Source organism: Mesorhizobium sp. B1-1-5 (genome assembly GCF_006443065.1).
Classification (GTDB): Bacteria; Pseudomonadota; Alphaproteobacteria; order Rhizobiales; family Rhizobiaceae; genus Mesorhizobium.
In genome coordinates, this window is the sequence record NZ_VFWS01000010.1 from 18,683 (window position 1) to 43,131 (window position 24,449).

The following is a 24,449-nucleotide window of genomic DNA, read 5'->3' on the forward strand; positions in this document are numbered from 1 at the left end:
GGGGATGAATTTTTCGCTGTCGCGCGCAACGCTGATCGCCGAGGCCGACCTGGTCGGCATCGCCGGCGAGCGCGCGGTCTGCGACCGGCGCGGCGTGCTTTATTTCCCCGATCTGCGGCTGCTCGCGGTCTCCGACCTGCACCTCGAAAAAGGCTCATCCTTCGCTAGGCGCGGCGCGCTGATCCCGCCCTACGATACCGGCGCAACGTTGCTGCGGCTTCAGGCGGTCATCGCCGACTACCAGCCGCGGATCGTCGTCAGCCTGGGCGATTCCTTCCACGACGGCGGCGGTGCCGAGCGCATGCATCAGAGCTTCCGCGAAAGGCTGGAGGCGATGATGGCCGGCCGCGACTGGTTCTGGGTCGCCGGCAACCACGACCCGGATGCGCCAGCCGACCTGCCGGGCGAGACCGTGCGGGAACTCGCCATCGGCTCGCTGCTCGTCCGCCACGAGCCGTCGAAGCTGCGGGTCGAAGGCGAGATCGCCGGCCATCTCCACCCTTGCGCGCGCATCGTCCAGCGCGGCCGCTCGGTCAGGCGGCGCTGCTTTGCCGGCGACGGCGGCCGCATGATCATGCCGGCCTTCGGCGCCTACACCGGCTCGCTCAACGTTCTCGACCGCGCCTATGCCGGCCTGTTCCGCCTGGAAACGCTGATGGCTTACATGCTCGGTGCCGAGCGCATCTTCGCCATTTCCGGCTCGATGCTGAGGCCGGGCTGAAACTTACTCCCTGCCGTAATAGAGGGTGACCGTATGCTTCGCCTCGGCGAAGAACAGCCAGCGCTCGACCAGCATGCCGACAAGCTGGGCGACGGCTGCAAGCACGGATGCGACCGCGCCCAACGGCCATGGCAGGAAGAACACGGCAGCCAGCAGGATGGCGGGCACGGCAAAGGCCAGCACCTGCGTGATCCGCCGCAGCTTGGCGCTATGCTTGCGCGCGATGCGGAATCCCATTTCCTTCAACAGATAGTTTTCTTCCGTGTGCGGCCACTCGATCGACCGCACTGTGCCACCTGCGAGCCCGGTCGCAGTGTTGGCGGTGGTCGGGATCTCCAGCCGATCATTGTATCGCCAGGTCGCAAGCTTCCAGCCCCAGCCGGCGAGCGTGGCAAGCAGAGCCCAGATCGGCATCGCCGTTGAACCCAGCTTGAACCCTTGGAGCAAGGCGTTGGCGAGAACGCTTCCGGTCATCGCCGCGAAGATGAGATAGGCCGGCAAAGTATAGCGGCTGTGCCACTGCGCGATCGGCTTCAACGAAGCATAGATCATGCCGGTCGTGCAGATTGTCATGACCGCGCCTGCCGCCGCCAGCACCCCGGCGACCGCCACCCAGCCGCCGCTCCTGCCGAGCAACACCCAGCCGATGCCGAACAGCGCGGCCGGAATGAAGGTGGCGACCGAGGCCACGCCTTCGCGCGACAGCCACGAACTGCGCCATTGCGAAAAAGCGCGCCAAGCTCGCTCAGGGTGGCCAAGATGGCCGGTCGAGGACAACAGGCCGGCCGCGATCAGGCCGAGCGCCAGCCCCATGCCGACAAGGCCAAGCCAGAAATCGGCCGGGATCACGCCAAATCCGCCAAGCAGGCCGAGCAGTGCCAGCAGGCCGTAGCCGGCGCCTGTGGCAGTGGTGAAGAAGACGACCGAGAAGGCGGGATGCATGGTCAGTTCGAAAGCATGCGGTCGATCCAGCCGAGAAAACCGCCCTCGGCCCGGATCGGCTCCAGCGCCGGCGCGTCCACCTTCGCCGCGCGTTGGCTGCGGGCGCGCGGCGGCAGATATCTGTTGGTCGGCTGGTAGCCGAGCTCCGGCATCAGCGCGACGCCGCCACGCTCCTCGACAAGCTGCGAGATCGCCGAGGCCGGATCGCCGAGATCGCCGAAATGCCGGGCGCTGGTCGGGCAGGCGGCGACACAGGCCGGCACGCGGTCTTCCACTGCCAGATTGTCGTTGTAGATGCGGTCGACGCACAGCGTGCATTTCTTCATCACGCCGACATCGGTGTCGAATTCGCGCGCGCCATAAGGACAGGCCCAGCTGCACAATTTGCAGCCGATGCACTTGTCCTCGTCGACCAGCACGATGCCGTCCGAAGCGCGTTTGTAGGAGGCGCCGGTCGGGCAGACGGTGACGCAGGCCGGCTGCTCGCAATGCAGGCAGGAGCGCGGGAAATTCACCGTGCGGCCGCCCAGCTCCGTCGTATGCTCGTAACTATGCACCCGGTTGAACCAGACGCCGTCGACATGTCCGCCATAGGGATCGATATCGGTCAGCGGCGCCATGTGGCCGCCGGTGTTCCACTCCTTGCAGGCGGTCACGCAGGCTTGGCAGCCGACGCAAGTGTCGAGGTCGATGACGAGGCCGAGTTTTTTCTCGGTTCGAGCGGGAAGACAGGTCATTCGGCGGCTTCCCTCTTCATGCGAAACGCGGCGCCGAAGCGAAGCACGTCAGGCGAAGGCTCGAAATGCGGCGGCTGGGCGAAACGCTCGAATTGCGGCTCTGTGAAACCGGCTTCCTCAGGCGCGCATTTGGCGATGCGCACGCGAACGTCGAACCACGCCGCCTGGCCGGTGACCGGATCCGAATTCGAATAGCGCTTGCCGTTGGCATCGGCCGCCGTCTGGTCGCCGATGATATGGTTGAGCAGGAAACCGCGATTGCTTTCCGCCGCATCGTCCTTCAGGCCCCAGCTGCCGCGCCGCTTGCCGATCGCGTTCCAGGTCCACACCGTGTCCGGGTTCACGCCGTCGACCAGTTTAATCTGGCCTTTCACCCTTCCGTTGACGCTTTCGATCCACACCCAGTCGTCGTCGGAAAGGCCAAGCTCGGTGGCGGTCTGCCTATGCACGAACAGCCGGTTTTGGCTGGTGATCTGCCGCAGCCACGCATTCTGCGATCCCCAGGAATGGTACATGTGCATCGGCCGCTGCGTCAGCGCATGCAGCGGATATTTTTGCAGGTCGACCGTGCTGTCCTCGAAGGGCGCGTACCAGAAGGGCAGCGGGTCCATATAGGCCTCGATGCGGCCGCGCTCGGCGTCCGGCGGCTGCACCTTGCCATGGCCGCGCCCGGCAAGCCTGAACCGCTGCATCGGCTCCGAGTAGAGCTGGAAGACGATAGGCTCGGCCTTGGAAATGAAACCCATCTCGACCGCGAAATCGAGATAGGCGCGGTTGCCCATTTTGTAATAGCGCTGGTCGTCGGAAAAATCGTGGTGCCAGAAGCCGCCATTGTCGATGTAGCGCTGCAGCTGGTTGGGGTTGACGTCGCCCCTGCCGATCGAGCCGTCATTCTCGCCGCGCCAGCCGGCTAAAGGGCCGATGCCGGGCGTGCGCTCGTGGTTGACGATGTAGTCGGCATAGTCGCGGTATTTGGCTGAGCCGTCCTCGTCGACGAAGCCCGGCAGACCAAGCCGCGCGCCGAGCTCGATCAGCACAGACTGGAACGGCCGCACGTCGCGGTCCGGCTGCACCACGGGATGGCGGATGGCGTCGCCCGGACCGTCGGCATGGCTGATCGGCCGGTCGAGCAGGCTGATGCAGTCGTGCCGCTCGAGATAGGTGGTGTCGGGCAGCACCAGGTCGGCGAAAGCCACCGTTTCGGAATAATAGGCGTCGGAATAGATGATGAACGGGATCTTGTAGGCGCCCGCCTCGTCCTTGTCGGTCAGCATACGAATGGTCTCGATCGTATTCATCGACGAGTTCCACGCCATGTTCGACATGTACATCATCAGCGTGTCGATCGGATAAGGATCGCCGGCCCAGGCATTGCGGATCACCGAGTGCATAAGCCCGTGCGCGGCCAGGGGCGCTTCCCAGGAATAGGCTTTGTCGATGCGGGTCGGCCGGCCGGCCTCGTCGACGAGAAGATCGTCCGGGCTGCAGACGAAGCCGAGCGGCATGCCGTCCAGCGGCGTCATCGGCCGAACGTTTTTTCCGCATGGCTTCGGCTCCGGCGGCGCCGGGCGCGGGTAGGGCGGCTTGAAACGGAAACCGCCTGGAACATCGACGGTGCCCAGCAGAACCTGCAGCAGATGGATGGCGCGGCAGGTGTGAAAGCCGTTGGAATGGGCCGAGATACCTCGCATGGCATGCATCGAGACGGGGCGGCCCGTGATCGTCTCGTGCCGGCGGCCCGCCCAGTCGGTCCAGGCGACCGGCAGCTCGATCGTCTGTTCGAAGGCGACATGCGCCAGTTCCGCCGCGATGCGCCGGATCGTGTCGGCGTCGACACCGCAGCGCTCAGCTACCGCGTCCGGCGAATAGGTCTCGTCAAGATAGCGTTCGGCGATGAGCTGGAAGACAGGCACGCAGCGCTGTCCGCCGATCTCATAGCTGCCGGTCAGCGCCGGCTTGGCTTCGGGGTCGGTTGCGTTGACCGGTTGCTTGGCCACTCTGTCCCAAGCCAGCGGGTTGCCGTCGCCGTCTCGCACGAACAGCCCGTCATCGGCGGTCCCCGGTTCCTGCACGACCAGCACCGGCGCGTTGGAGTAGCGCAGCAGATAGTCGAGATCGACGCGTCCGGCCTTGAGCAATTCATGGACAAGCGCCAGCACGAACAGGCCGTCCGTGCCCGGCCGGATGCCGATCCAGTCGTCGGCGATCGCGTTGTACCCGGTGCGGCAGGGGTTGATCGAAACCACCTTGGCGCCGCGCGCCTTGAGCTTGCCGAGACCGATCTTGATCGGGTTGGAATCGTGGTCCTCGGCGACGCCGAACAGCATGAAGTATTTCGTGTTGTCCCAGTCTGGCTCGCCGAACTCCCAGAACGAGCCGCCGATCGTATAGAGCCCGCCGGCCGCCATGTTGACCGAGCAGAAGCCGCCATGCGCGGCGAAATTGGGCGTGCCGAACTTCGACGCCCACCAGCCGGTCAGCGATTGCGACTGGTCGCGCCCGGTGAAGAAGGCAAGCTTCCTCGGATCGGTGCGGCGGATCGCCGACAGCCTTTCGGTGGCGATGGTCAGCGCTTCCTCCCACTCGATCTCGCGGAACTCGCCGGAGCCGCGCGGACCTGTGCGCAGCAACGGCTTCTTCAGCCGCGCCGGGCTGTAATGCTGCATGATGCCGGCGCTGCCCTTGCCGCAGATCACGCCCCGGTTGACCGGGTGGTCCTTGTTGCCGTTGATGTAGCGGACCTTGCCGTCCTTGATGTGGACGTCGATGCCGCAGCGGCAGGCGCACATGTAGCAAGTGGTCTTGGCGATGCGGTCGGAGATGCTTGGCGAGGTCTCGACGCCGTCGCCCTCGTCCGGCGCTCGGCTGTCGGCCAGCGGCCGCTGCGAAGGGGCGGAATTGGCGCCGCGCGGCGCGCCGGGATTCATGCTCCGCGAACGCTCTTGCCGCTCGCCGTCTTGGCCTTCGTCTTGGGACCCGGGCCGCGCATATAATGGAGTTCGGGGTGATAGCGCTCGCCGGCGAGCTGCCGCTTCAGACGACGGTTCCAATGCGCGAACAAGGATTTGAAGCGCTCGATCATTTCAACCCTTGGCGGAAATGCAGCTAACTTTTTCCAACTTCCGATAAAAACTTAGAACAAAGCCATTGATGCGTCTAACAAGCAGCTCTTGTAATTCCGATCGACTTTGCTTCTTAGTTAGCCATGACTCTCGATCAGTTGCGCATCTTCGTCGCCGTCGCCGAGCACGGCCATATGACCAAGGCCGCCGAGCGGCTCGGCATCTCGCAGTCGGCGGCGTCGGCAGCCATCCGGGCGCTCGAAAGCCAACACGGCGTTCGCCTGTTCAACCGGGTCGGCCGCAACATCGAGCTGGCACAGACCGGCCACCGCTTCCTGCCGGAGGCGAAGGCGGTTCTGGATCGCGCCGCCGCAGCCCGCGGCGTTCTGGAGGATGTCTCGCAGACCGTCGCCGGCAGCCTGTCGATCGCGGCCAGCCAGACCATCGCCAGCTACTGGCTGCCGCGCCGCCTGGCGTCCTTCCACGAGGCCTATCCTGCCGTGAAGCTCAGCGTGACGATCGGCAACACCCGGCAGGTCGAGACCAACGTGCTGGACGGCCGTGCGGATTTCGGCCTCGTCGAGGGCCGCACCGAGTCCGACATCCTGCGCCGCGCTACGGTGGACGAGGATCGCCCGATGCTGGTGGTGGCGCGCTCGCATTCCGAAATTCCGACGACGCGGGCGGGAAACCTCGACATCAGGGCATTGCGCTGGATCATCCGGGAAGGCGGGTCGGGCACGCGCGAGGCGCTGGAGGATTTCGCGCTTAGCCAGGGGGTCCCGCCGGCGGAGCTGCAGATTTTCCTCGTCCTGCCCAGCAACGAGGCGGTGCGCCAGGCCGTCGAGGCCGGCGCGGGGGCGACGATCATCTCGGAGCTGGTGGTCGCGCGCTCCCTGGCGGAGGGCAGCCTCAGGGCCGTGCCGGTCGAATTGCCGACGCGCGACTTCGCCATGATCACCCACCGCGACCGCCAGGCAAGCCTCGCGCAGATGGCGCTGAAGGCGCATCTTGGTGGAAAGGCCAGTTGAGCCCAGGCGGCACCCCGAACTATGTCGTTTGGATGCTGATCATTGCGAACGCTCGCGATTAGCCGAAAGCCTCCGAACTTCGTCATCCACGGGCGAAGCGGAGCGTAGACCCGAGGATCCATTCCGTGACCTTCGACGTGGAATGCAGCGGAGCAGAATTCTGCACCGGAGCAATGCTTCAAAGTCACGGAATGGATCCTTGGGTCTGCGCCGCGTCGCTTCGCTCCTTGCTCCGCCCGTGGATGACGACGTCACGGGCGTCTCGGCCAACCTTCCGGGCATGCCGTCGCTACCGATGGAAACCCCCACAGCTACCTTGCGGCAAAACACTCACGCATATTTCCGCTGCGCGTCGAGCGCGAGTCCCAGGCCGACCGAGCCGAACATGTCGCCTTCGATAACGGCGGCCTGCGGCACCAGCGCCAGGATCTGCCGTTTCGCCAGCGGGATGGCGGTCGAACCGCCGGTGAGGAACACGGCGGTGATGGCCGAGGCGGCAACGCCGGCGTCGGCGATCGTCTGTCGGACCGTTGCCGCCACGCGTTCGATGTCGCCGCCGATCGTCTCCTCGAGGCCGGCGCGCGTGATCTCGGCCGCGAAACGCGCGCCGGGCAGCGACACCTTCACCTCGGCTGAAGATTGGTCCGTGAGCGCGATCTTGGCCCTTTCGACAAGGCCAGCCATCGCATGGCCATAGCGATGCTCGACAACGTGGATGAAGCGGTCGACGAGGTCGGCCCGCTCGGCTTCGTAGCGGATCTGTCGCAAGTCGTTCATGGCCTTGGCCGTGTAGACGAGGTTGATGCGCTGCCAGGTCGCAAGGTCGATAAAGTAGGCCGCGGGCAGGTTGCGCTTGTGGTCCTGGGTCCGTGTCAGGTAACCGAGCTCGGGCATGACATGGGCGATGCTGAGCAGCCGGTCGAAATCGGTGCCGCCGATATGGATGCCCCGGTTGGCGAGGATGTCGGCCTTGCGGTTGGTCGATCGGGCGCGCTCCGGCGAGACTCGTACGATCGAGAAATCGGAGGTGCCGCCGCCCATGTCGACGATCAGCGCCAGCTCCTCGCGGGAAACCTTCTGCTCGTAATCGAGCGCCGCCGCGATCGGCTCGAACTGGAAGGCGATGTGCTTGAAACCCTGCGCGCGCGCTGCCTTCTCCAGTTCGCCCTGCGCCTTCGCATCGGCGGCCGCGTCGTCGTCGACGAACTGCACGGGCCTGCCCAGCACGACGTTGTCGACCGGACCGCCTGTGTCCTCTTCCAGCCGTTTCTTGAGATGATCGATGAACAGGCCGACGATGTCGATGAAGCCGATCTGGCGCGCCTTGATGCGCGTCTTTTCGTTGGCGAGCGAGCTGCCGAGAACGCTCTTCAGCGAACGCATCAGACGCCCTTCGATGCTGTCGGTATAGTCGCTGATCGCACGGCGGCCGAAATAGGTGTAGCCGTCCTCGAAATTGAAGAACACGGCGCTCGGCAAGGTGGGTTGCTCGCCTTCCAGCGCCACCAGCCGCGCCTGGCCGTCGCGGATCACGCCAACGGTGGAATTGGACGTGCCGAAATCGATGCCGCCGAATGCCGATCGCATCGCAGCCTCCTGTCGTTGCCTTGGGGCAGGGATTGTCAACGACGCGAGACGCGCCGTCGTCTGGAAAGCCAAACCGCTCTGCCGAAAATCGAGATGTGTGTGCTGTCCCTAGGGCTGGGAGGCGGCGATGTATCGCAAAACCAGGAAAAGGGAAACCCTGTTTCACGGGAAAATGGGTCTTCCCATTGTTCCCGCGGGCATCAATCCTTGCGGAAGATGAGCCGGCCCAGCCAGCCGGTCAGCATGGCGAGCGATATGGCGAACACGCCATAGAGGAAGGAATAGTCATGCGCGACGCGGAAGACCGATTGCTCGAAGCCGGATTTGCGGATTTCGAGCTGGGCCGAGCTTTCCTTGACGAACATGCCGCTCTTGAACAGGAAGGCGCGTGCCTTGTGCGTGCCGACCGGAACATTGGGTGCCAGCCGCACGGTGGCGCGAAACAGGTTCTGCGATAGGAACTGCACGCCGCCGACATTCTCGCTGTAGAGGCCGGTCGCCGCCTTGCGATCGCGAAGTGCCGCGGTGAATTCCTCGATGGTTGCCGGGCTGTCGGTCTCGTCGGCGGGTTTCATGTAGAGGTTCTGCGCGCCTAGCGAGAGCTGCTTGTATTTGGCGGGCTCGGCGATGTCCTGCAGCGGCCGCGTCGTCGCCACGGAATAAGAGACCGGCACGTTCTCGAATGTCTCGGAGTCCAGATTGATCCAGACGCCGAGCACGCGGTCCTTGCGCCGGACCACGACCGGCCTCGGCGGCCCTTCGAGCACGACGATCACGTCGTAGCGTCCTTGGCGTGCGACCAGGGGGTCGGGATTTTCCAGCGATCCGAAGATTGTGAGGTCGGCGCCGGAGAAGCCCGCCGTGATGGAAATGGCGTCGGTCGACAGGCCGATCTGGATGCTTTCGGCGGGCGGCGTCTGCGCCGTCGCCGGGGAAAGGGCAAAGAGCATCGACAACGAGACGGCTGCAAATGCTCGTCGTGCCGCCATCAGTTGAGGCCCGCGGCAGTAAGCGAATAGAGATTGGGCGGCGTCACGAAGAGATCGACGGCGAGGCGTATGGCGACGGCCAGCACCAGCATCGCCAAGAGCGCGCGCAGCTGTTCGCCGCGCAGCCGCTGGCCGGCCTTGGCGCCGTATTGCGCGCCGGCGACGCCGCCGGCCATCAGCAGGAAGGCCAGGATCACGTCGACCGTCTGGTTGGTCGTGGCATGCACCAGCGTCGTATAGGCCGAGGTGAAGATGATCTGGAACAGCGAGGTGCCGATAACGACATTGGTCGGCACCTTGAGCAGGTAGATCAGCGCCGGCACCATGATGAAGCCGCCGCCGACGCCCATGATCGACGACAGGAAGCCGATCCCGACACCGAGCCCGAGCACCGGGATGACGCTGACGAACAGCTTCGAGGCGCGGAAGCGCATCTTGAACGGCAGCCGGTGGATCCAGTTGTGCTGCCCGGATTTCTTGAGCACGGGTGCGGCGCCGCTGCGGCTGGCGCGCAGCGCGTTGACGCTTTCGACCAGCATCAGCCCGCCGACCGTGCCGAGCAGCACGACGTAGAGCAGCGAGATGAACAGGTCCAGCTGGCCGAGCCGGCGCAACAGCGCGAACACGAAGATACCGGCCGTCGAGCCGACGATGCCGCCGGCCAAAAGCACGCCGCCCAGCTTGAAGTCGAGCGTGCCGCGCTTGAAATGCGATAGCGCGCCGGAGAAAGAGGAGGCGATGACCTGGTTTGCGCCGGTGGCGACGGCGATCGCCGGCGGGATGTTGTAGAAGATCAGAAGCGGCGTGATCAGGAAGCCGCCGCCGACCCCGAACATGCCCGACAGGAAACCCACCGCGGCGCCCATCGCGAGCAGCACGAAGACGTTGACGGAAATTTCCGCGATCGGGAGATAGATGCCCACCCGTCTGTCTCGATCAGTTTGTCTGTCGGCGTATAGTGCCGTCCCCGGACAGTAAAGCACCGAAAAGCCAATTTCTTCTTGCGCCTGCGCGGCGGCGGGATCAACCCCCGCCGCCGCGCCGAAACAAAAACCATCTCAATCAGTTAACAGGCAAATGTGTGGCAGGGCGTCGCATATGCGACGCGTCCGCCGTTATTTGTGCGCCAAGAGCGCCTTGACGAGCGGCGCGTCAATCTCGCCCGTCGGCTTCATCTTGTTGTCGGTCTGGAAGGCCATGATGGCGTTTTTGGTCTTGCCGCCCATCACGCCGTCGGCGCCGCCGGCATCGTAGCCGTTCTTGTTGAGGATCAGCTGGATGTTCTTCACCGCCTTCTTCATGTCGATGCCGGCGGTCGTCTGCGGCGTGCTGTCCTGCCAGGACTCCGGAACGTCGGCCGAGTTGGCGGCCGCGCTGAGCGGCTTGGCCTTCCACAATTCCGTGGCGGCGCGCGCCCGCTCAAGCTGTTCGGGCCTGAGCGCATTGGCGATCTCGTCGCGCTTGGCGGCGGCGTCCTTGTCGCCGGTCTTGGCGACGAGCGCGAACCACTTGTAGGATTCTTCCAGGTTCTGCTTCATGCCGACGCCCTTGGCGGCCAGGATGCCGAGGTTGAACTGGCTGTCCTTGACGCCGAGGTCGGCGGCTTCCTGGAACCAGTGCGTCGCCGATTCATTGTCGGTCACGCCGTCCGCCGCCATGGCGAACAGCACCGCCAGATTGTGCATGGCGCTGGCATTGCCCTGTTCGGCGGCGAGCTGGTAGTAGGTCTTGGCCTTCTTGATGTCGCGCGCGACGCCGATGCCTTTTTCGTAGAAATTGCCGATGCGGTATTCGGCCGGCGCGAAGCCGAGCTCGGACGACTGCTCATACCATTTGGCGGCCGCCTTCATGTCTTCCTTCACGCCGCGCGATTCCGCATAGCGCGAGCCGATCTCGAACAGCGCCTTGGCGTCGCCGCCGGCGGCCGCGTCGTGCAGCGCCACCGGACCGATTTCGGAAGGAATATCGAATTTGGCCGCGGCGGCCTGGTTCCCGGCCGTCGGCACGGCGCCCGTCGTATCGGCGGAGGTTGCCGTCGGAGTGCTGGCGGCGGCGCCCTCGGCTGCCGGACTGGCCGTCATCGGGTTCTTGGCCATCGGCTGCATGTCGCCATCCGTGTCCGTCGCGGTGGTTGCGGCTGCGGCTGCGGGTTCGGGCGGCGTTGTCGAAGCCATGGGAGCCGGCACCGGCTCGGCAGGCGCAGCAAGCGCCACTGGCGCGGGCGCCGGTTCGGCGGGCATGGCGGCGGCATTTTCGGGACTTGAAGGGATGGAAGCGGCCGGTTCCGCGTCCTTGACGGGCTCGGCCTGCCTGACGGGCCGGGCCGGGCCGCTTTCGTCCTGTGCGGTTTCCGCGCCGGCCTTTTGCGTGTCGGCTTGCGGGCTGGCGATGGCATTGAGCGAAGCCGTGTCGACCGCCTGCGTGGAGACGATCGGCGCAGGCTGGTTGTTGGCCGTTTCGACGGGATCGGACAAAAAGGCCTTGCCCAACTGCAGGCCGGCCAGCGCCATCATGATCGCGGCGGCCGCCATCAGGATGGGCTTGCGCCGCGCCTTGAGCAGGTCGCCTATCCTCAGCGCCTTCACCGGGCCGGTCATGGTCGATTGCCGCTTCAGCGTGTCGGCTTCCGCGGCGGCGGCCTGGGCCGCACGGCGGGCCGCGGCGATGAAATCGGACTTCGCGGCATCGCCCTCGTTGCGCTTGACCGGCTGGCCGCCGCGCTCGTCGCGCACGCGTTTCATGATGGCGTTGAGGTCCGGCGCGCCGGAACCGGGCTCCAATGGCCGGTTGGCGGCCTTGGGGTCGAGCGGCTCATCGATATCGACGCTTGGCACGTCGGCAACCCGCGCCGAACCCGCCAGCGGCGCTGTATCCGCATCCTTCTTGCCTTTGAAGGCGCGCGCCAGGCCACCGAACATCGATCTCTTGCGGCCCGCCGTCTCGCTCTTGTCGCCAATCGCATCCGGTCCAAGCGCCGCCATGGCCGCTGCGGCCGCGGCCTCGGCCGGCGTGCGCGGCGCGTCTGGCTCATCGCGCATGATCGCCGCCGCGCGGCCTTCGAGACCGGCCATGTCTCCCGTGAGCGGCAGCGGCTGGTCGATGTCCATCGAAGGCGCGTCCTGCACCGCGATCTTGCCGCCGCGGCCGCCGCGCTTGCCGGCCGGCTGCGGATCGACCAGTTCGCTGACCGCTTCGCTGGTCTCGTCCGATTCGAGCGAGCCGAGCCTGTCGACGATCTTGAGCAGCGTATCGTGGATCGCCTCGAATGTGCGCGAGTTGCGCTCGTCGGAGCGGCGGGTGAGCGCTTCGAGCGTCTTCAGATCCTGGGCGAGGCCGGCAACGGCGGTCGCGTTGCTCTGGGCCGTGCTGGACGTCGAGTCGGCAAGCGATCTGACGGCGCTCTCGGCCGCCTCGCGCGCCACGGTCAGGATGGAATCGCGCGTGCCCGCCAGCGACTTCTCGATCTCATTGAGGCGCGGGCTGATGTCCTCGAATTCGGGCAGCGGCGTGCCGGGCTTGGAAAGATGCGCCGACAGGCCGGCGACCTGCGCCTCCAGGCTGCGGATCAGCGCCGGATCGATGCCCGCGACCTGCTGCGCGGACGATTCCAGCCGGCTGGAAATGTCCTCGAGCCGGCTCTCCAGCCCGCGGATCGCCGCGTCGTTGGCGGGATCCGGCGTGCGTGTCTCGATGCGCTTGGCCAAAGCGGTGAAGCGGGCGTCGATCACCTCCATGATGCCGGCGCTCTCGTCCTGGCGCATGCGCTGATCGAGCCTGTCGGCGACCTCGTCCAGCCGACGCTCGAGATCGCGAAACAGGATATTGCCCTGTTCCATCGCATCGCCCTGGCGGCGCTCGATTAGCATGGACAGCGCCTCGAAGCGCTGTTCCAGGCCGTGGAAGATATGATCGGCGTCGGGCATGGCCTGCGCGCGGTCCATCTTGTCGGTGATCAAGGCGATCTGCTTGCCGAGCCGCTCCATGGCCTGCTCGGGCAAGTCCGCCCTGCCGGCCAACTGATCCACACGGCTGCTGAGAAGGTTGAGGTGATCGATGACTTCCGCGCCGGGCCGCGACTGCGCGACCTCTTCGATCTGCACTGCCAGGGAGGCGATGCGCTTCTCGATCCGGCCGAAGGTCTCGGGGTCGAAGGCATTGGCCTGCGCGGCCACGGTCGAGGCGACGATGGCGCGGGAAATCTCGTCCAGCCGCTCGTCGATCATGGCCAGCGTCTCGCCGCCGCGCATGGTCTGTTGGCCGGCGAAACGGTCGACCGCGCCGGCAAGCGTGCGCACCTTTTCCTCCAGCGAGCGCAGCGAAAGCGATTCCGGCAGGTTGTTGACGGCGCTGCTGATCTGTTCGAGCCGGTCGGTCAGTACCGAAAGGCTCGGGCCTTCCGCGCGCTTGCGCTGATCGGCGTCGACGCGGTCTTCGAAGGCGCTCCAGCGGCGGTCGAAATCGTCCCAGCGGCGGTCCACCTTCTGCACGCTTTCCTCGCGTGCCAGCGTGTCCAGCGCGCCCTTCACCTGTTCCAGTTCCAGCCGCAGCAGGTTGACGCTGCGGTCGTCGCTCTTTTCGGCCAGTGTCTGGATGGCGCCCGAAAGTCGCTCGAATTCGAGGCCGAGCTCGGCGCTGCTCTTATCCGGCAGGCCGTTGGCGCCGCGCTGCATAGCGCGGTCGATGTCCTGGCGAAACGCTTCGAATTCGCGCTGCAGGCCGGCGGTCATCTGGTGGCGCAATTCCTCGCGCAGCCCGCGCAATTCGACGGCGATCTTGCCGACCATGGCGACGCTGTCTTCCTGGCCGCGCACCCGGTCTATGTCACGCGCGATCGCCTGATAGCCCTGGTCGAAGGCGGGCGCGGCGGGCGCCGGATTTTGCGGCGCGCGCGGTTGCGGCCGCTGATACTGTGAGCCAGGATTCTGCGCCGCCGGGTTCTGCTGCGGCCGGTCCAGGGGTCTTTGCGCGGCATAGGTGTCTTCGTACCAGCGCGGCTGGCCGTAAGGCTGCGTGCTTGGATAACGCGGCTCGACCGGCGGCCGCCGCAGGTCGGGGCGATCGGGCATGTCGGCGCGCGTGCGGTCCAGCCGCTGCTCCAGCGTTTCGAGCGAGCGGTTCAGTTCTTCGAGCGAGGCGTGCGGCCGGCGTTGCCTGCCGGCATTGAGTGTATCGAGATAGGACCGCTTGCTGTTCATCGATGCGCCCGTGTTCAGAATGGCCGGCCGGAGGCCGGTCTCCCATTAGCCTGCCGGAAACGAAGCGAGCCGAGCGGTTTTGCTGCGGAGGAAGACGGGCTTCCCGGGTTTTCACCCACGCTTCGAAAACCGTGAAAAATTCTCTACAGGATAAACACGGGTGACCGACATGCGCACATTTCGCCCAACGTGGTAAACAAGGCGTTAACCAAGCTTAAGAAGCCGCGCATAATCGTGAGCCGCCTGGCGGGTGCGGCATAAAGCTCCGTTTCGACAACGCCCTTGCGTCACCCTGCGGCTGTCGATATAGAATTGACGTAAACGTAAAAGGTGCGAAGCCGTGCCTCTTGCGATTGACTTGTTGCAACCACGATTGGAAGCACGCCCCCGCTTCCACTCAGGCGACGCTTGGTCCGCGACCGCGACGCCACCAGGGGAAAGCCAGTGACCATGAAACTTGTTTCGCCCGGCGAAGCCGCGGCCAATACCAATGACATCCCGGTCGAAGCCGGCGAGGAATTCGTCCGCATCGGCGAGATGGCCAAGAAATACGGTGTGACGCTGCGCACGCTGCGTTTCTATGAAGACAAGGGCCTTCTCAATCCGCATCGCGACGGCTCGACCCGTCTCTATACGCGCCGCGACAAGGCTCGCCTGAAGCTGATCCTGCTCGGCCGCAAGGTCGGGTTCTCGCTGCGCGACGTCAAGCAGATGATGGATCTCTACGATCCGACCGGCACCAACACCAGGCAGTTGCGGCTGGCCCTCGACAAGTCGGAGAAGCAACTCGCCCGCCTGCAGAAGCAGCGTGCGCTGATCGACGACGCGATCAACGAGCTCAGCGCCTCGATGACACAGGTGCGCCACATGCTGACTGAGCGCACCGCGCCGCAGGCCAGCGCCGCCGGCTGATTGCGCGAGCATTCAATCTCCCCAAAAAGCCGCGTGGCTGTTGCCACGCGGCTTTTTTCTTGGGCTTGCTCAGGACAGCTGCTGCACCGTCGACGCTTTGATGCGCAAGCCGGTCGTGCCGGCGCGTTCAAGAATTGCAAGCAGGCTCCAGAATGCGTCCGGCGAGGCTGTCCCAAAATCCACGGTCAGTTCCCTCGGCCGAACCCAGAGCGAATGGATGATGTTTCCAAGCTCCGCATCGTCCCGGTGACGATCATCGTCCGGATCGAACCAATGCTGGAACCATGTATCCAGCTCATCGTGCGGGGGAGACGCGAGCGTGTGACGGATCACGACATCGTTCCACTGGAGCTGCTCCACCAGCAGCTCCGCACTTCCAATCCGGCCTGAAAACGGCTCGAACCTCACAATGTCGGGCTGAAGCTCGACGGGTTCGATCTGTCCGTCGTTCTTGATGAAGTCGATGCAGCAGAGCTGCCGAAACAGCTCGTCCTGATCGGCGAGCTGGAACTTGACCTCCGCCGTTCCGCGGGAGCAACTTTGCTGCTGTTCCTTCACGAATGACCGGAACTGGTCCAGATAATGAGTCTGGATGGTGATGATGAATGCGGCTGGGTTCATTATGGGAAACTGCCCTGCCATGGAAATGCGGGCAAGGAGAGTTTGACGAAATTTCTCCCTGCGCTCACCAAAATTTTTTGCGGCCGCGACCAAGTTGACGTTTACGCAAACGTCAATATTTGTTATCGGGACATCGATATTGGCCCGGCCTCCCATCCAGGATGCGGATGGGACTTGCCGGTCGGCCAGGACCATGGGCGGAGGAAGGCATGACGATTTACAGGGCGCCGATCCAGGACACGCTGTTCGTGCTCAACGATGTGCTGGGCTATCAGCGCTATTCCAATCTTCCGGGCTTCTCGGATGCGACGCCCGACGTGCTCGAGGCGATCCTTGCCGAGGGCGCCAAGCTGGCCGAAAACGTCATGCATCCGCTGAACCGCGTCGGCGACATGGAAGGCTGCGTGCGCCATGACGACGGCTGGGTAACGACGCCGAAGGGCTTCAAGGAGGCCTACGACCAGTATCGAGAAGGCGGCTGGATGGGGCTTGCGGCACCCGTCGAGTTCGGCGGCCAGGGCCTGCCCTACACGGTGCACCAGGCTGTTTCCGAATATATGGTTTCCGCCAACATGGCGCTGATGATGTATCCCGGCCTGACGCAAGGCGCGATCGCGGCCATCGTCACCCACGGCACCGACGAGCAGAAGGCGACATGGCTGCCTAGGCTGATCGAGGGCACCTGGACCGGCACCATGAACCTGACCGAGCCGCATTGCGGCACCGACCTCGGCCTGCTGCGCACCAAGGCCGTTCCCAACGGCGACGGCACCTACAGGATTTCCGGCCAGAAGATCTTCATCTCCGCCGGCGAGCACGACATGGCGAACAACATCGTCCACCTGGTGCTTGCCCGCGCCGAGGGCGCGCCGGACGGCGTGAAAGGCATCTCGCTGTTCATCGTGCCGAAATTCAGGCTCGATGGCTCGGGCAATCCCGGTGAGAGGAACACCGTCTCCTGCGGCTCGATCGAGGAGAAGATGGGCATCCACGGCAACTCGACCTGCGTCATGAACTATGACGAGGCGGAAGGCACTCTGCTCGGCGAATTGAACGGCGGCTTGAAAGCCATGTTCACGATGATGAACGAGGCCCGTCTCGGCGTCGGCCTGCAAGGGCTTTCGGTCTCCGAGATCGCCTATCAGAACGCCGTCTCCTACGCCAAGGACCGCCTGCAGGGCCGCTCGCTGTCGGGCGTCAAGGCGCCGGACAAGAAGGCTGACCCGATCATCGTCCATCCCGACATCCGCCGCTCGCTGATGACCATGAAGGCCTTCAACGAGGCTGGCCGCGCGCTGGCGCTGTGGACGGCGATCAAGTCCGACGTCGCGCATCGCTCCGGCGACGACAAGGACCGCCAGGCGGCCGACGACTACACCGGCCTGATGACCCCGGTGGTCAAGGGCGTGCTCACCGACAAGGGTTTCGACCACGCGGTCATGGCGCAGCAGGTGTTCGGCGGCCACGGCTACATCGAAGAACACGGCATGAGCCAATTCGTGCGCGACGCCCGCATCGCCATGATCTATGAAGGCGCCAACGGCATCCAGGCGCTCGACCTCGTCGGTCGCAAGCTGGCGCAGAATGGCGGTCGCGCCGTGCAGGCCTTCTTCAAGGAAGTCGGCGAGTTCTGCGAGGAAAACCGCGCCGACGAGAAGATGGCGCCCCTCACCAAGGCGCTGAAAAAGGGCCTCAACGACCTGCAGGCGGCCACCATGTGGCTGGTGCAGAACGCCATGGCCAAGCCCGACAATGCCGGTGCGGCCTCGAGCGACTACATGCATCTCTTCGGCCTGGTGGCGCTGGGCTACATGTGGGCGCAGATGGCGAAATCCGCTGAGGCGAAGCTCGCGGACGGCGCCAACGGCGCTGGCGCGTTCTACGACGCCAAGCTCACGACCGCGCGCTTCTTCATGGAGCGCGTCATGCCGGAAACGGCGGCGCGTCTCGCCCGCATATCGAGTGGCGCGGACACGCTGATGGCGCTGCCGGCGGAAGCGTTCTAGGTTTGGCGGGCCGGCACCGCCGGCCCACAAGTGTCGGAACGCGGAGGAAATCGTGGCGACAAATCCAGCCGAAATTCTTGGTCTTCCAAAGCCCGCCTGGGCGGCGGACGAGGTCGGCATGCTCTACGATATGGCCTCGCGCTTCATGGCCGAGGAGATCGCGCCGCGTTACGACGAGTTCGAGAAGAACGAGATGTTCGACCGCGAGAGCTGGCTGAAGGCGGGAGCGGCCGGCTTGCTCTGCGCTTCCATGCCGGAGCAATACGGCGGCTCGGGCGGCACCTTCGCGCATGAGAGCGCCATCATCGAGGCGATCGGCCATGTCGGCGTCGACGGCTTCGGCATCGGCCTGCATAATTCGATCGTAGCACCCTACATCCTGCATTACGGTTCCGAAGAGCAGAAACAGAAATGGTTGCCCAAGCTCGCGACCGGCGAGCTGATCGGCGCCATCGCCATGACCGAGCCCGGCGCCGGCTCCGACCTCCAGGGCGTCAAGACCCGCGCCGAGAAGGACGGCAACCATTACAAGATCAGCGGCTCGAAAACCTTCATCACCAATGGCCAGCTCGCCAACCTGATCATCGTCGTCACCAAGACAGATCCGGACAAGGGCGCCAAGGGCACGTCGCTGATCGTCGTCGAGACCGAGGAGGTCGAGGGCTTCGAGCGCGGCCGCAACCTCGACAAGATCGGGCTGAAGTCGAACGACACGTCCGAGCTGTTCTTCAACGACGTGCGCGTGCCGACCTCAAACCTGCTGGGCCACGAGGAAGGCAAGGGCTTCGTCCAGCTGATGCAGCAATTGCCGCAGGAGCGGCTGCAGATCGGCACCGGGGCGATCGCCATGATCGAGCGGGCGCTGGCGCTGACCATCGACTACGTCAAGGAACGCAGGGCCTTCGGCAAGGCGGTCATCGATTTCCAGAACACCCAGTTCAAGCTGGCCGAATTGAAGACCGAGGCCACGATCGGCCGCGTCTTCTACAATGACTGCGTCGCCCGCCATATCGATGGCGGTCTCGACCCGGTGACCGCCTCGATGGCCAAATACTGGCTCAGCGATCTGCAGGGCAAAGTCGTCGACGAATGCCTTCAACTGCACGGCGGCTATGGCTACATGAATGAATATCCGATCGCCCGCATGTACCGCGACGCCCGCGTCCAGCGCATCTACGGCGGCACCAACGAAATCATGAAATTGCTGATCGGGCGCTCTCTCTGAGCGCGGCGGCCGGCAAAGCCAAGGAGCACGAAAATGACTGAGGCTTACGTCTATGACGCCGTGCGCACGCCGCGCGGCAAGGGCAAGAAGGATGGCTCGCTGCACGAGGTGCCGGCGGTCAGGCTTGCCGCCAGGACGCTCGAGGCGCTGCGCGACCGCAACGGACTCGACACCGGCAATGTCGACGACATCATCTTCGGCTGTGTCGATCCGGTCGGCGAGGCGGGCTCCGTCATTCCGCGTGCCGCCGCCTTCGAGGCCGGCTACGCGACCTCGGCGCCCGGCATGCAGATATCGCGCTTCTGCGCCTCGGGTCTCGACGCCATAAATTTCGGCGCCGCCAAGATCGCGCAAGGGGCGGATGAGATCGTCATTGCCGGCGGCGTCGAATCCATGTCGCGCGTCGGCATGGGCATGTCGGGCGGCGCCTGGTTCATGGACCCCTCCGTCGGCCTGCCCGGCTGGTTCGTGCCGCAGGGCATCTCGGCCGACCTGATCGCCACCAAATACCGTTTTTCCCGCGACGACGTCGACGCCTATGCGGTCGAGAGCCAGAAGCGCGCCGCCAAGGCCTGGGGCGAGGGCCGTTTCAAGAATTCGGTGATCCCGATCAAGGACCAGAACGGCCTCACCATTCTCGACCATGACGAGCACATGCGGCCCACGACCGACATGCAGTCGCTGGCCTCGCTCAATCCGTCCTTCGTCATGCCCGGCGAGATGGGCGGCTTCGACGCGGTTGCCGTGCAGAAACATCCGGAAGTCGAGGAAGTGAACCACGTCCACCATGCCGGCAATTCCTCCGGCATCGTCGACGGCGCCGCCGCCGTGCTGCTCGGCTCCAAGAAAGCCGGCAAGGCGATGGGTCTCAAGCCACGCGCGCGCATCCGCGCCTTCGCCAATATCGGCTCGGAACCGGTGCTGATGCTGACCGGTCCGGTCGACGTCACCGAGAAGCTCCTGAAGCGCGCCAAGATGAAGCAGTCGGACATCGACCTGTTCGAGCTCAACGAGGCCTTCGCCTCGGTCGTGCTGCGCTACATGCAGGCCTTCGACATCCCGCATGACCAGATCAACGTCAATGGCGGGGCGATCGCCATGGGCCATCCGCTCGGCGCCACCGGCGCGATGATCCTGGGCACGGTGCTGGACGAGCTGGAGCGCCGCGACCTCAACACCGCGCTGGTCACGCTCTGCATCGGCGCCGGCATGGGCACCGCAACCATCATCGAACGCGTCTGACGGGGAGAGAAGAGATGAGCTACACCAACTTCACCCTCGACGTGGACGCCGACGGCATCGCGCTGATCACCTGGGACATGCCGGACCGCTCGATGAACGTCTTCACCGAGGAGGTGATGCGCGAGCTGAACGCCATCGTCGACCATGTGGCCGGCGATGCCGCCATCAAGGGCGCGGTCATCACCTCGGGCAAGGACAGCTTCTCCGGCGGCGCCGACATCGCCATGCTGCAGAAGATGCTGGCGACCTTTGCCGTCGACAAGGAGGAGGATCTCGAGAAGGCGACCAAGGCGCTGTTCGACAATGCCGGCTACATGACCGGCCTGTTCCGCAAGATCGAGACCTGCGGCAAGCCATTTGTGTCGGCGATCAACGGCACCTGCATGGGCGGCGCTTTCGAGATGTCGCTTGCCTGCCATGGCCGCGTTGCCGCCGATTCCGACAAGGTGAAGATGGCCCTGCCCGAAGTGAAGATCGGTATCTTTCCCGGTGCCGGCGGCACCCAGCGCGTGCCGCGGCTGACCGACCAGCAGCAGGCGCTGCAGATGCTGACCACCGGGCAGAACCTGACGCCGCAAAAGGCGAAGGCGATGGGCCTGATCCACGAGATCGCAGAGCCTTCGAAACTGGTCGAGACCGCCAAGGCGATGATCCGGAACGGCCTGAAGCCGGTGGCGCCCTGGGACGAGAAGGGTTTCAAGCTGCCGGGCGGTCCGATCTATTCGGCGGCCGGCGCCAATCTCTGGCCACCGGCGATCGCTATCCTGCGTCGCGAAACCTACGGCAATTATCCAGCCGCGGCCGCGATCCTGAAATGCGTCTATGAAGGCCTGCTGGTGCCGTTCGACACGGCGCTCAGGATCGAGCAGCGCTATTTCACAGAGATCATGCAGTCGAAGGAAGCAGCGGCCATGATCCGCTCGCTGTTCGTCTCGCTGCAGGAACTGAACAAGGGCGCACGCCGTCCGGCCGGCGTGCCGGAGACCAAGTTCAAGAAGATAGGCATTCTCGGCGCCGGCTTCATGGGCGCCGGCATCGCCTATGTCACCGCACGAGCCGGCATTCCGGTTGTGCTGCTCGACCGCGATCTGCCGTCGGCCGAGAAGGGCAAGGCGCATTCCGACAGCCTGATGGCCGATCAGGTCAAGAAGGGCCGCGCCAAACCCGAAGACAAGGACAAGCTCCTGTCGCTGATCACGCCGACGGCGGACTATGCCGACCTTGCCGGCTGCGATCTCGTCGTCGAAGCGGTCTTCGAGGATTCGAGCGTCAAGAAGGAAGCCACGGAGAAGGCCGAAGCGGTGCTGAAATCGTCGGCGATCTTCGCTTCCAACACGTCCACCATCCCGATTACCGCGCTGGCGAAGAATTCGGTGCGGCCGAAGAACTTCATCGGCATCCACTTCTTCTCGCCGGTCGACAAGATGATGCTGGTCGAGATCATCCTCGGCAAGAAGACGGGCGACAAGGCCCTGGCCGTCGCCTTCGACTTCGTGCGCGCCATCAAGAAGACGCCGATCGTGGTCAACGACACGCGCGGCTTCTACGTCAACCGCTGCGTGCTGCGCTATATGTCGGAAGCCTATAAGATGCTGATCGAAGGTGTGCCTGCACCGATGATCGAGAACGCCGCCAAGGCTGCCGGCATGCCGGTCGGCCCGCTGGCGCTGACCGACGAGACCGCCGTCGACCTTGCTCAGAAGATCATGAAGCAGACCATCAGGGATCTGGGCGAGAAGGCCGTCGATCCCGGGCAAATGGCGCTGATCAACACCATGGTCGACACGCATGGCCGCTTCGGCCGCAAGAACGGCAAGGGTTTCTACGATTATCCGGCCAAGCCGGCGAAGAAGAAGCTGTGGCCGGGTCTGAAGGATCTCTATCCGCAGCTGAAGCCCGAGAAGGTCGACTATGAGGAGCTGAAGCAGCGCCTCTTGGTGACCATCGCGCTGGAAGCGGCGCGGGTGATGGAAGAAGGCATCGTCACCGATCCGCGCGAGGCGGACGTCGGCTCGATCCTCGCCTTCGGCTTCGCGCCCTTCACCGGTGGCGCGCTGTCCTACATCGACGGCATCGGCGCCAAGCGTTTCGTCAAGATCGCCAAGGGGCTGCAGAAGAAATATGGCGCCGAGTTCAAGGCGCCAAAACTCCTGCTCGACATGGCCGAGAAGGGCGAGACCTTCTATCAGCGCTTCGACCCCTATCAGAAGGGTGAAGTCAGAGAGGCAGCCTGATCAACCCAAGGTGTATGTCTGGAGGCGAATGGCCCGCACCATGGCCACGGCGTTGAGCCGTGGCCCCTACAGGGTCGGCGAGGAAAGCCGGCTGGCTTTTCGCTGCCTGCCGACCGACATCGACTTCAACCTGCATCTCAACAACGCCCGCTACATGATGCTGGCCGAGCGGGACTTCATGGTCTCACACCGGAATTTGCGCGACTGGCCAAGGCCGGCCTGATCGGCCTCGGCTCAGGCCGACCGGCCGAGCAGGAAATCGGCCACCTCATCCGAAAAGATCATCAGATCGTCGTCAAAGGCGACGACCTGCCGCCTCCCTTGAGTATCCGGCTGCCCGGTCGGCATTCCGTGCGCGACAAGCGTCTCGGCGCAACCCACCCAGTCGCCATCGCTTTCCGGCTCATTGACCGAGGCCCATCCGAGCGTTCCGCGCACATCGCGGCCGAAGCCGTGCCGCTCTGTCCAGTCCGCGCCATGCTCGAGCAGGAAGCGGGTGAGTTCCGCGTCGCCGCGAAAGACGGCATGGTTCAGCGCCGAGGCGTCCCAGTCGCCGCCGCGCCGGGCGATCGGCCAGCCGAGCCTGACCATCGCCTTCACCGCGTCGCGGCAGCCCTGTGCGGCGAGTTCGGGCAAGAGCCGCAATTGCTGGTCGGACAGCGAATCCGGCAGGTCGGGCCGCCGGGCCTTGATTGTCCGCGCCGCCGTCTCGTCACCGGTCGCGCAGGCGGCGATGAATTGCTCGTCGTCCAGAAGTGGACCTTCGTCACCTGATTGCCGCAGCCGCGCGGCGACATCCGGCAAGCCGAACCGCAGCGCAAGCTGATAGGCGCTCAGGCCTTCGGGTGTTCGCGCCGACGGGTCGGCGCCGGCCGCGAGCAGCGCTTCGATATGCGCCGGCGAACGGCGGCGCCGGATCGCCCACAGAAGCGGCCTGCCCCAATCGGAGGTCGGCTGACTCCCCGCCGATTCGTTTGGATCGGCATCCGGCGCGGCGAGCAGCAATTCCAGCGCCTCCAGGCTGTCGAGATCCAGGACGCGATAAAGCGCGTTCGAACCCGTGACGCGGGCGCCGGCCTCAAGCAGAAGCCGCGTGCAGGCGGGGTTCTCGAGCGAGTGGTAGAGCGACTCCCCGTCATTCGGATTGGCGCCCGCGTCGAGCAACAGCTTCGTCATCTCCGGATCGTGGTTCTGGCCGGCCGCGCCGTACAGCGCCGAGAGCTTATATTTATCCGAAGGCTTCTCCAGCGAGGCCGGCGGCCAACGGCTGCCGGTCGCCTGATTAGGATCGGCGCCGGCCGCGATGAGCAATCTCGCGGCGGCGTGAAGCGCGTCGCGAAAGCGTGGCATCCGCACCAGGCTCGAATGGGTCACGGCCACCAGCGGCGGCAGGTTCAGCGGGCCGCCGGGGCGGTTGACCCAGCCCGCGTCCCGCTTCATCGCCTCCCGCAGGACTGCTTCGTCGCCAACCGCGCAGGCCAGATATGCGTCGCCCCGTGTGAGGCCGGGATGTTCCTCGACCATGCGTGCTGCGGCCGCCGGGCTCGCGCGGTCGGTGCTGCCGCTGATGTCCCCGGCATAGACCAGTCCAGCCCAATTACGGAACGAGGAGGCGCGGTCGGCGCCATAGGCACGCTGCGCGGCGACGAAGCTGCCGAGGTCGCGCCAGGATGGGAAGCCATATTCGCGCGCCAGGCACGACTGGGCGTCATGCAGGCGAAGGCCGAGCGCGGCGATTGCCGGATCATCCTTGCCCAGCGCCAAAGGCAAGCTTTCGCGAAAGCGGGCGAGCGCGTCCGGCTCACCGCGACGGTAGGCCGCGAGCAGGTCCTTGGCCTGTTTCTTCAACAGGTCGAGATTGGGACGGTTGGGGAGTTGGTTCATGAAAACCTCCGTGCATTCTTCGCCGAAGGCCCGCAAATCCGGCTGCACAAAGGTTTGGCTG

The 24,449-nt window shown here is 65.0% G+C and carries 17 protein-coding genes and 1 pseudogene; 8 read left to right on the top strand and 10 right to left on the bottom strand.

What is annotated here, in order from left to right:
- Positions 1–4: 4 nt before the first annotated feature.
- Entirely contained in the window at positions 5–721 is a 717-nt protein-coding gene (gene pdeM, locus FJ980_RS06085) for a ligase-associated DNA damage response endonuclease PdeM (protein ID WP_140542030.1), read from the top strand.
- Between the two features lie 3 nt (positions 722–724).
- On the opposite strand, the gene FJ980_RS06090 is transcribed toward pdeM, so the two are convergent.
- Genes FJ980_RS06090 through FJ980_RS34600 form a run of 4 tightly spaced genes read right to left on the bottom strand, consistent with a single transcriptional unit; the run spans position 725 to position 5,482 of the window.
- Complete coding sequence (locus FJ980_RS06090; RefSeq protein ID WP_140542031.1) at positions 725–1,663, bottom strand: DmsC/YnfH family molybdoenzyme membrane anchor subunit; 939 nt, start codon at positions 1,661–1,663, stop codon at positions 725–727.
- A 2-nt stretch (positions 1,664–1,665) separates the two neighbouring features.
- Entirely contained in the window at positions 1,666–2,400 is a 735-nt protein-coding gene (locus FJ980_RS06095) for a 4Fe-4S dicluster domain-containing protein (protein WP_140542032.1), read from the bottom strand.
- The gene (locus FJ980_RS06100) at positions 2,397–5,327 is read right to left on the bottom strand and encodes a molybdopterin oxidoreductase family protein (RefSeq protein WP_140542033.1); all 2,931 of its coding nucleotides are present in this window, start codon (positions 5,325–5,327) and stop codon (positions 2,397–2,399) included. Before FJ980_RS06100 ends, FJ980_RS06095 begins: the two co-directional genes overlap by 4 nt.
- Complete coding sequence (locus FJ980_RS34600) at positions 5,324–5,482, bottom strand: hypothetical protein (RefSeq protein WP_181164860.1); 159 nt, start codon at positions 5,480–5,482, stop codon at positions 5,324–5,326. The genes FJ980_RS06100 and FJ980_RS34600 overlap by 4 nt, the downstream gene beginning before the upstream one ends.
- Positions 5,483–5,605: 123 nt before the next feature.
- Here FJ980_RS34600 and FJ980_RS06105 point away from each other — a divergent pair, with 123 nt between their 5' ends.
- Entirely contained in the window at positions 5,606–6,493 is an 888-nt protein-coding gene (locus FJ980_RS06105; protein ID WP_140542034.1) for a LysR substrate-binding domain-containing protein, read from the top strand.
- Positions 6,494–6,823: 330 nt separating this feature from the next.
- Here the strand turns inward: FJ980_RS06105 and FJ980_RS06110 are convergent, their stop codons facing one another.
- The 4 genes from FJ980_RS06110 to FJ980_RS06125 form a co-directional block, all read right to left on the bottom strand.
- On the bottom strand, positions 6,824–8,080 hold the full coding sequence (locus FJ980_RS06110; RefSeq protein WP_140542035.1) for an Hsp70 family protein: 1,257 nt from the start codon (positions 8,078–8,080) through the stop codon (positions 6,824–6,826).
- A gap of 200 nt (positions 8,081–8,280) precedes the next feature.
- Positions 8,281–9,069: a TIGR02186 family protein gene (locus tag FJ980_RS06115; protein ID WP_140542036.1), complete on the bottom strand. Its 789-nt coding sequence runs from the start codon at positions 9,067–9,069 to the stop codon at positions 8,281–8,283.
- On the bottom strand, positions 9,069–9,992 hold the full coding sequence (locus tag FJ980_RS06120; protein ID WP_140542037.1) for a sulfite exporter TauE/SafE family protein: 924 nt from the start codon (positions 9,990–9,992) through the stop codon (positions 9,069–9,071). The genes FJ980_RS06115 and FJ980_RS06120 overlap by 1 nt, the downstream gene beginning before the upstream one ends.
- Positions 9,993–10,184: 192 nt before the next feature.
- The gene (locus tag FJ980_RS06125) at positions 10,185–14,264 is read right to left on the bottom strand and encodes an SEL1-like repeat protein (protein WP_140542038.1); all 4,080 of its coding nucleotides are present in this window, start codon (positions 14,262–14,264) and stop codon (positions 10,185–10,187) included.
- A 450-nt stretch (positions 14,265–14,714) separates the two neighbouring features.
- Between FJ980_RS06125 and FJ980_RS06130 the strand changes: the two genes are divergently transcribed.
- A complete protein-coding gene (locus FJ980_RS06130; RefSeq protein WP_140542085.1) occupies positions 14,715–15,176 on the top strand; it encodes a MerR family DNA-binding transcriptional regulator in 462 nt (153 codons plus the stop codon).
- Positions 15,177–15,245: 69 nt separating this feature from the next.
- On the opposite strand, the gene FJ980_RS06135 is transcribed toward FJ980_RS06130, so the two are convergent.
- A complete protein-coding gene (locus FJ980_RS06135; protein ID WP_140542039.1) occupies positions 15,246–15,992 on the bottom strand; it encodes a hypothetical protein in 747 nt (248 codons plus the stop codon).
- Positions 15,993–16,006: 14 nt separating this feature from the next.
- Here FJ980_RS06135 and FJ980_RS06140 point away from each other — a divergent pair, with 14 nt between their 5' ends.
- From FJ980_RS06140 to FJ980_RS06160, 5 genes and pseudogenes are all read left to right on the top strand, one after another.
- Positions 16,007–17,803, top strand: a complete 1,797-nt coding sequence (locus tag FJ980_RS06140; protein ID WP_140542040.1) for an acyl-CoA dehydrogenase — start codon at positions 16,007–16,009, stop codon at positions 17,801–17,803.
- 52 nt (positions 17,804–17,855) lie between these two features.
- Positions 17,856–19,028: an acyl-CoA dehydrogenase family protein gene (locus FJ980_RS06145; protein ID WP_140542041.1), complete on the top strand. Its 1,173-nt coding sequence runs from the start codon at positions 17,856–17,858 to the stop codon at positions 19,026–19,028.
- A 33-nt stretch (positions 19,029–19,061) separates the two neighbouring features.
- Positions 19,062–20,270 (top strand): acetyl-CoA C-acetyltransferase, encoded by a 1,209-nt coding sequence (locus FJ980_RS06150; protein WP_140542042.1) that lies wholly within the window; start codon positions 19,062–19,064, stop codon positions 20,268–20,270.
- 14 nt (positions 20,271–20,284) lie between these two features.
- Positions 20,285–22,504 (top strand): 3-hydroxyacyl-CoA dehydrogenase NAD-binding domain-containing protein, encoded by a 2,220-nt coding sequence (locus FJ980_RS06155; protein WP_140542043.1) that lies wholly within the window; start codon positions 20,285–20,287, stop codon positions 22,502–22,504.
- A 10-nt stretch (positions 22,505–22,514) separates the two neighbouring features.
- Positions 22,515–22,673, top strand: a pseudogene (locus FJ980_RS06160) (thioesterase); the annotation flags it as partial.
- Positions 22,674–22,738: 65 nt separating this feature from the next.
- Here the strand turns inward: FJ980_RS06160 and FJ980_RS06165 are convergent.
- Entirely contained in the window at positions 22,739–24,388 is a 1,650-nt protein-coding gene (locus FJ980_RS06165) for an ankyrin repeat domain-containing protein (RefSeq protein ID WP_140542044.1), read from the bottom strand.
- Positions 24,389–24,449: the final 61 nt, after the last annotated feature.

Excerpts from the sequence above, each read along its gene's own strand:
- FJ980_RS06105 (WP_140542034.1), top strand. The coding sequence starts at position 5,606 with ATGACTCTCGATCAGTTGCGCATCTTCGTCGCCGTCGCCGAGCACGGC.
- FJ980_RS06165 (WP_140542044.1), bottom strand. The coding sequence starts at position 24,388 with ATGAACCAACTCCCCAACCGTCCCAATCTCGACCTGTTGAAGAAACAG.
- FJ980_RS06100 (WP_140542033.1), bottom strand. The coding sequence starts at position 5,327 with ATGAATCCCGGCGCGCCGCGCGGCGCCAATTCCGCCCCTTCGCAGCGG.
- pdeM (WP_140542030.1), top strand. The coding sequence starts at position 5 with ATGAATTTTTCGCTGTCGCGCGCAACGCTGATCGCCGAGGCCGACCTG.
- FJ980_RS06135 (WP_140542039.1), bottom strand. The coding sequence starts at position 15,992 with ATGGTCCTGGCCGACCGGCAAGTCCCATCCGCATCCTGGATGGGAGGC.
- FJ980_RS06140 (WP_140542040.1), top strand. The coding sequence starts at position 16,007 with ATGACGATTTACAGGGCGCCGATCCAGGACACGCTGTTCGTGCTCAAC.
- FJ980_RS06115 (WP_140542036.1), bottom strand. The coding sequence starts at position 9,069 with ATGGCGGCACGACGAGCATTTGCAGCCGTCTCGTTGTCGATGCTCTTT.
- FJ980_RS06150 (WP_140542042.1), top strand. The coding sequence starts at position 19,062 with ATGACTGAGGCTTACGTCTATGACGCCGTGCGCACGCCGCGCGGCAAG.
- FJ980_RS06125 (WP_140542038.1), bottom strand. The coding sequence starts at position 14,264 with ATGAACAGCAAGCGGTCCTATCTCGATACACTCAATGCCGGCAGGCAA.
- FJ980_RS06130 (WP_140542085.1), top strand. The coding sequence starts at position 14,715 with ATGAAACTTGTTTCGCCCGGCGAAGCCGCGGCCAATACCAATGACATC.
- FJ980_RS06110 (WP_140542035.1), bottom strand. The coding sequence starts at position 8,080 with ATGCGATCGGCATTCGGCGGCATCGATTTCGGCACGTCCAATTCCACC.
- FJ980_RS06095 (WP_140542032.1), bottom strand. The coding sequence starts at position 2,400 with ATGACCTGTCTTCCCGCTCGAACCGAGAAAAAACTCGGCCTCGTCATC.
- FJ980_RS06090 (WP_140542031.1), bottom strand. The coding sequence starts at position 1,663 with ATGCATCCCGCCTTCTCGGTCGTCTTCTTCACCACTGCCACAGGCGCC.
- FJ980_RS06155 (WP_140542043.1), top strand. The coding sequence starts at position 20,285 with ATGAGCTACACCAACTTCACCCTCGACGTGGACGCCGACGGCATCGCG.
- FJ980_RS34600 (WP_181164860.1), bottom strand. The coding sequence starts at position 5,482 with ATGATCGAGCGCTTCAAATCCTTGTTCGCGCATTGGAACCGTCGTCTG.